Origin of the sequence: Pseudomonas onubensis (assembly GCF_965653655.1) — a bacterium.
Taxonomy (GTDB): domain Bacteria; phylum Pseudomonadota; class Gammaproteobacteria; order Pseudomonadales; family Pseudomonadaceae; genus Aquipseudomonas.
In genome coordinates, this window is the sequence record NZ_CBFHAZ010000190.1 from 1 (window position 1) to 3,138 (window position 3,138).

At 56.9% G+C, this 3,138-nt stretch carries 1 protein-coding gene; it reads left to right on the top strand.

The genetic code is table 11. The features are described from left to right. On the top strand, window positions 1-3,138 hold a 3,138-nt coding region (locus ACTD9P_RS29430), incomplete at both ends, for a beta strand repeat-containing protein (protein ID WP_438870395.1).

The following is a 3,138-nucleotide window of genomic DNA, read 5'->3' on the forward strand; positions in this document are numbered from 1 at the left end:
CTGATTCGATCGACACCACCACCGTCACGCTGACGGCGGGTAACACCGTGACCGAAGGCGGTCAGATTACCTATACCGCTACCTTGACCAACCCGGCGCAGACGCCGGTGACCGTCACCTTGAGCAATGGCTCGGTGATCACGATCAAAGCGGGTGAATCGACCGGCACCGTTGTGATCGACACCCCGGCGAACGACGTTTACAACAATGGTTCGACCGTCAGCACCACTATTACCGGCGCTACCGGTGGCAACTTTGAGAACCTGGTACCGAGCACTACGCCTGCGGTTACCACGATTACTGATTCGATCGACACCACCACCGTCACGCTGACGGCGGGTAACACCGTGACCGAAGGCGGTCAGATTACCTATACCGCCACCTTGACCAACCCGGCGCAGACGCCGGTGACTGTCACCTTGAGCAACGGCTCGGTGATTACCATCAAGGCTGGGGAGTCGGTTGGCACTGTTGTGGTCGATACGCCGGCCAATGACGTTTACAACAATGGCTCCACTGTCAGCACCACTATTACCGGCGCGACTGGCGGCAACTTTGAGAACCTGGTACCGAGCACTACGCCTGCGGTTACCACGATCACTGATTCGATCGACACCACCACCGTCACGCTGACGGCGGGTAACACCGTGACCGAAGGCGGTCAGATTACCTACACCGCTACCTTGACCAACCCGGCGCAGACGCCGGTGACTGTCACCTTGAGCAATGGCTCGGTGATTACCATCAAGGCTGGGGAGTCGGTTGGCACTGTTGTGGTCGATACGCCGGCCAATGACGTTTACAACAATGGCTCCACTGTCAGCACCACTATTACCGGCGCGACAGGCGGCAACTTTGAGAATCTGGTACCGAGCACTACGCCTGCGGTTACCACGATCACTGATTCGATCGACACCACAACCGTCACGCTGACGGCGGGTAACACCGTGACCGAAGGCGGCCAGATCACCTACACCGCCACCCTGACCAACCCGGCGCAGACGCCGGTGACTGTCACCTTGAGCAATGGCTCGGTGATCACGATCAAAGCGGGTGAATCGACCGGCACCGTTGTGATCGACACCCCGGCGAACGACGTTTACAACAATGGTTCGACCGTCAGCACCACTATTACCGGCGCAACCGGCGGCAACTTTGAAAACCTGGTACCGAGCACCACGCCTGCGGTTACTACGATTACTGATTCGATCGACACCACCACTGTTTCGCTGACGGCTACCAATACCGTGACCGAAGGTGGGCAGATCACCTACACCGCCACCTTGACCAATCCGGCGCAAACCCCGGTAACCGTCACCTTGAGCGATGGCTCGGTGATCACTATCAAAGCGGGCGAATCTGTCGGCACCGTGGTGGTCGAGACTGCGCCGAACGACGTCTACGTCAATGGCAGCACGGTGAGCACCACCATCACTGGCGCGACCGGTGGCAACTTCGAAAACCTGGTGCCGAACACTACACCTGCGGTCACCACGATTACCGACTCGATTGACACCACCACGGTCACCTTGACGGCTCCGCCCGAGGCGAACGAGGGTGGTCAGATTACGTACACCGCTACGCTTTCCAATAAAGCGGGCACTGATGTAACGCTGAAGTTGGATAACGGTTCGTCTATCACCATTAAAGCCGGTGACACCGTTGGCTCTGTGACTGTTGCTGCACCAAGCGATGACGTGTTCATCGACAAGAGCACTCAGACCGTCAAGATCACTGACACCACTGGCGGTAACTTCGAGAAATTGGAAGTTGCAGGCGACGGCGCGACCACGACGATCAACGACACCATCGACAAGGTCGATGTGGTTCTGACCGCAACGACCACAGTGGGCGAAGGCGGCAACATCATCTACACCGCCAGCCTTGTGGATAAAAACGGCGCGGCAGTGACTAACATCACCAACCCGTTGATCGTCACTCTCGATAACGGCCAGACCATCACCATCGGCGTTAATCAGACCAGCGGCAACATCACTGTTGTCGCTCCAGATGACGTGTACAAGGGCGACCAAACCGTCACTACCGCTATCACTAATGTGACTGGCGGCGAGCACTTCGAGAATTTGGTTCCAGGCACAACGCCTGTCAGCACTACCGTTACCGATACTCCGGGCACTGATAACACCACTACTGTCACGCTGACCGCGCCAAGCGCAGTCAATGAAGGTGGTCAAATCACCTACACAGCGACCTTGAGCAACAAGGCCGGTACTGACGTAACCCTGAAACTCGATAACGGTTCGTCTATCACCATTAAAGCCGGTGACACCGTTGGCTCTGTGACTGTTGCTGCACCAAGCGATGACGTGTTCATCGACAAGAGCACTCAGACCGTCAAGATCACTGACACCACTGGCGGTAACTTCGAGAAATTGGAAGTTGCAGGCGACGGCGCGACCACGACGATCAACGACACCATCGACAAAGTGGATGTAGTCCTGACCGCCACCACCACCGTTGGCGAAGGTGGCAACATCATCTACACCGCCAGCCTCGTGGATAAAAACGGCGCGCTGGTGACCAACATCACCAGCCCGCTGACCGTCACTCTCGATAACGGCAAAACCATCACCATTGGTGTGAACCAGTCCAGCGGCACCGTCACCGTTGTAGCTCCAGATGATGTGTATAAAGGCGATCAAACCGTCACTACCGCCATCAAAGGCGTCACCGGCGGCGAGCACTTCGAAAACTTGGTACCGGGTACGACGCCGGTCAGCACCACCGTCACCGATACACCGGGCACTGACAACACCACCACTGTGACACTGACAGCTCCGTCTGCAGTGAACGAAGGCGGTCAGATCACTTACACCGCTACGCTCTCTAATAAAGCGGGTACCGATGTAACCCTGAAACTCGATAACGGCTCGACCATCACCATCAAAGCTGGTGAAACCGTTGGCTCTGTGACTGTTGCGGCACCTGGCGATGATGTGTTCATCGACAAAAGCACCCAGACCGTCAAGATCACTGACACCACTGGCGGCAACTTCGAGAAATTGGAAGTTGCAGGCGACGGCGCGACCACGACGATCAACGACACCATCGACAAGGTCGATGTGGTTCTGACCGCAACGACCACAGTGGGCGAAGGCGGCAACATCATCTACACCG